Source organism: Marinobacter sp. (genome assembly GCF_041686475.1).
GTDB lineage: Bacteria > Pseudomonadota > Gammaproteobacteria > Pseudomonadales > Oleiphilaceae > Marinobacter.
In genome coordinates, this window is the sequence record NZ_JAWLDU010000116.1 from 1 (window position 1) to 4,245 (window position 4,245).

Consider the following 4,245-nt stretch of genomic DNA (forward strand, 5'->3'; position numbering starts at 1 on the left):
TGATGTGCTCTACACCCGCTGGAGCGACAAGACCAAGGCCTGGATCAACTTCATCGGGGCCTTTATCTTCATCATCCCTTTCTCCTACCTGATCTGGAATTACGGCTATGAGTTCGCCGTCGAGTCCTACAGCATGGGTGAAGGCAGCGGCGACCCGGGCGGCCTGCCCCACCGTTGGATTATCAAGAGTGTCATACCCATATCCGCAGTTTTTACCGCCATAGCCGGGCTTAACATGGCAACCCACGCCCTGCGGGTGATGTCCGGTGAGAAAACCTACGAAGCCAAACACGGCGCGGAGGGTCTGGCATGATTGGTATGATTATGTTCGGCGTTGCCCTGCTGATGTTGATGCTGGGCTTCCCGGTTGCCTTTACGTTTGGCGGCGTTGCGCTGTTCTTCGGGATCTTTGCAGAAGGCATGGATCTGTTCGCATTCATGCCTTACCGCATCATGAGCGTCATGCAGAACACCACACTGATGGCGGTTCCGCTGTTTATTTTTATGGGCGTGATTCTTCAACGCACCAAACTGGCAGCTCAATTGCTGACTTCAATGGGTCGCCTGTTTGGCGGGCTGCCAGGAGGCCTGGCCATTTCCACCATCCTGGTGGGCGCACTGCTAGCTGCCTCGACCGGTGTGGTCGGTGCCAGCGTGGTTGCCATGGGCCTGATCTCGTTGCCGGTCATGCTGGCCCACGGTTACGACAAGCGGCTGGCTACCGGCACGATCTGCGGTGCTGGTACCCTGGGTCAGATCGTCCCCCCTTCCATCATCCTGATCATTCTCGGTGATGTACTGGGGCTTCCGGTTGGTGACCTCTTCAAGGCAGCCGTCATACCTGGCGTGGTTCTGATCAGCCTGTACATCATTTACATTCTCATTCTTACCCGCTTCAAGCCCGAAACAGCGCCCGCAATGCCGGACGACAGCGGCCTGTCTCGGGGGAAGGAAATACAGGCGGCCCTGCTTGCCATCATCCCGCCGCTGGCACTGATTGTGGTTGTTCTTGGCTCCATCTTCGCCGGCATTGCCACCCCTACAGAGTCTTCAGCACTCGGTGGCGTGGGTGCCGTAGTTCTGGCTCTCATCTACCGCCAGTTCTCCTTCCAGATGGTTTGGGACGCCTCCAAGGATACGGTCAAGGTTACCGCCATGGTGTTTGCCATTCTCATCGGTGCCACGGCGTTCTCCATGGTGTTCAGCTACACCGGCGGCGACTACCTGCTGGAAGAGTGGATGCTGGCGCTTCCCGGTGAGAAATGGGGGTTCATCCTCCTCGCCATGCTGGTCATCCTGATACTGGGCTTCTTCATCGATTTCGTAGAGATTTCCTTCATCATCGTGCCCATTCTGGCGCCGGTGGCCGAAGCCCTGGGCATCAATATGCTCTGGTTTGCCATCCTGATCGCCATGAACCTGCAGACCAGCTTCCTGACACCCCCGTTCGGGTTCAGTCTGTTCTACCTGAAAGGGGTGTCCCCGCCCACGGTGCGAACCACCGACATCTATAAGGGGGTTTTACCATTCATACTGATGCAGGTACTGGTTCTGGCCCTGATTGTCATATTCCCTGAATGGTTTGGCATGAGTTCATCCTACTGACAGCAGTAGCCGTACCGGGGCGCTCTGGCCCCGGTACGCCATCATTTTACCCTCTCCTATTGGCACCATAGCCGCCTTCAATTTCCCCAGGTATGACAAAACGCGCTTGTTTTCTATACTGAGTGTGAGGCAGGCGGTTCTCAGTTGTGATATCGGGACACGCCCTTATGCTGAATCACTGTCGGCCAGCAGAAGCCGATGTCCATCCGTGATTAACCAGCTGTATAGGGAGGCAGGGATCCATGAACCAGAGCACTGCGCGCAAAGCGACCGATGCCAGTAACGACTCTCAGGAGCAGGAGCAGCATCTGCTGACTCTGCCGCTGGAAGACCAGCAGGCAGACAGGGCACCTCACAGCTATGAACGGTGGCTGATCGCAAAGCTGCTGCGCATGGCCGGTTCTCCACCGGTGCGGTTCCAGTTATGGAATGATGAACTGATTGAGCCCGAAGAGGGACACGCCCGCTTTACGCTCAGACTCACTGACCCCAAGGCGTTGTTTACCCTGGTCACCAACCCCAACCTGGCCTTTGGCGACCTTTATGCAGCAGGAAGACTGCAGGTAGATGGCGACCTTCCGGAACTGATGGAAGCGCTTTATCGTGCCGTTCATCAGGCCAGACAACAGTGGCCCAAGTGGCTGGAAGCCCTGTGGCGCAACCATAATCCCCGCTCAACCGGCGTCTCGGAAGCGAAAGAGAACATTCACCACCACTACGACCTGGGCAACGAATTCTATCGGCTATGGCTGGACCAGGCGGAGATGCAGTACACCTGTGCCTACTATGAAACGCCCGATCTGACTCTTGAGCAGGCCCAGCTCGCCAAGCTTGAACATGTGTGCCGCAAGTTGCGCCTGAAGCCCGGCATGACAGTAGTGGAAGCAGGCTGCGGCTGGGGCGGCCTGGCACGTTACATGGCCCGCAACTATGATGTGAAGGTGCATTCCTACAACATCTCGAAAGAACAGCTCGCCTACGCGCGGGAAGAAGCCAGCCGCCAGCAGCTGGACCATCTGATCGACTACGTGGAAGACGACTACCGCAATATCAGTGGGCAATACGATGCTTTCGTCTCCATCGGCATGCTTGAGCATGTCGGCAAGGAAAACTACCAGGCGCTTTCCGAACTGATTCGTCGTTCTCTCAAGCCCGGTGGTATGGCACTGCTGCACAGCATCGGTCGCAATCGGCCAATGCTCATGAACGCCTGGATCGAGAAACGGATTTTCCCGGGCGCCTATCCGCCCAGTATCTCTGAGTTTATGGGCATTTGTGAGCATGGCGATTTTTCGGTGCTGGATGTGGAGAACCTGCGGCTGCACTATGCCCAGACCCTGAGCCAATGGATGGAGCGTTTCCAGAGCAGCAGGGAAAAAGTGACGGAGATGTATGACGAACACTTTGCCAGGGCCTGGGAAATGTATCTGGCCGGGTCCACTGCCGCTTTCCGTGCAGGCTCACTGCAGCTGTTCCAGGTGGTTTTCACCCACGGCGAGAACAATGAACTGCCGCAAAATCGTCGTGATCTCTACGCATCCCCAGCCGCCCCGGAGGCCCGGTAATGGAGTATTACGACCTGATCATCGTTGGCGCAGGACCAGCCGGATCAACGCTGGCCCACGCACTCGCAGACAGCGGCAAGCGGATCCTTGTCATTGACAAACAGGAGTTCCCACGGGACAAGACCTGTGCCGGCTGGGTCACTCCAGCGGTCATGAAAAGCCTGGATATTGATACCGAGGAATACGGAGCCGGGCACACGTTGCAGCCAATCAGTCAGTTCCGGATTGGCATGATGGGGCAACCGGCGGTGGTCAATGATCATGAGGAGGTTGTCAGCTACGGCATACGGCGTTGCGAGTTCGACGCCTATCTGCTCGACAGGGTAACGGCTCCCAAGCAACTTAAAACGCCGGTCAAGTCCATTATTCGCCGTGATGGCAACTGGGTGGTCAACGACACCTGGGAGGCGCCACTGATTGTAGGCGCCGGAGGGCACTTCTGCCCGGTTGCCAGGTTGCTTGGTGACGGTCCCGGCAGCCACGAGACCGTGGTGGCGGCCAAAGAAGTTGAATTCGAAATGACACCGGAGCAGGCCGAGGCCTGTGAGGCCCGGGGCGACACCCCTGAACTCTGGTTCTGCCGCGACCTGAAAGGGTATGCCTGGGTGTTCCGTAAGGGCAACTACCTCAATATCGGCCTCGGCCGCGAAGACAACCACAAACTCACTGAGCACCTGAATGCCTTTGTGGATGAAATGAAATCGGATGGACGCATACCCTCTGATTTACCCGGGCGATTCAAGGGCCACGCCTATCTTTTATACGCCCATGCAGAGCGGCCACTGGTGGATGATGGCCTGTTGCTGATCGGTGATTCCGCTGGCCTGGCGTACACCCAGAGCGGCGAGGGCATCCGGCCTGCGATTGAATCCGCACTGATGGCAGCAGACATCATTCGTGACCGGGAGGACTATTCCGCCCAGTCACTGCAGCCTTATGGCGAGGCCATCGCGGCCCGTTTCGGAAACCGCGCGATTTCACAGGACCACGGCTGGCAGGTCCCGGACTGGGTCAAGATGCCACTGGCCAGCACCCTGATGCGTTCCCACTGGTTTACCCGCAAGGTAGTCACCGA

The 4,245-nt window shown here is 57.4% G+C and carries 4 protein-coding genes; all 4 read left to right on the top strand.

All coding sequences use genetic code 11. The features are described 5' to 3' along the window. The coding region (locus tag ACESMB_RS14820) for a TRAP transporter small permease subunit (RefSeq protein WP_372971965.1) at nt 1–313 on the top strand (313 nt) is incomplete at its 5' end. Continuing rightward, nucleotides 310–1,605: a TRAP transporter large permease subunit gene (locus tag ACESMB_RS14825; RefSeq protein WP_372927140.1), complete on the top strand. Its 1,296-nt coding sequence runs from the start codon at nt 310–312 to the stop codon at nt 1,603–1,605. The genes ACESMB_RS14820 and ACESMB_RS14825, both read left to right, overlap by 4 nt. Nucleotides 1,606–1,847: 242 nt before the next feature. Further along, nucleotides 1,848–3,170: a class I SAM-dependent methyltransferase gene (locus ACESMB_RS14830; protein ID WP_372971966.1), complete on the top strand. Its 1,323-nt coding sequence runs from the start codon at nt 1,848–1,850 to the stop codon at nt 3,168–3,170. Further along, nucleotides 3,170–4,245: NAD(P)/FAD-dependent oxidoreductase (locus ACESMB_RS14835; protein WP_372971967.1), on the top strand; the 1,076-nt coding region annotated here is incomplete at its 3' end. The genes ACESMB_RS14830 and ACESMB_RS14835, both read left to right, overlap by 1 nt.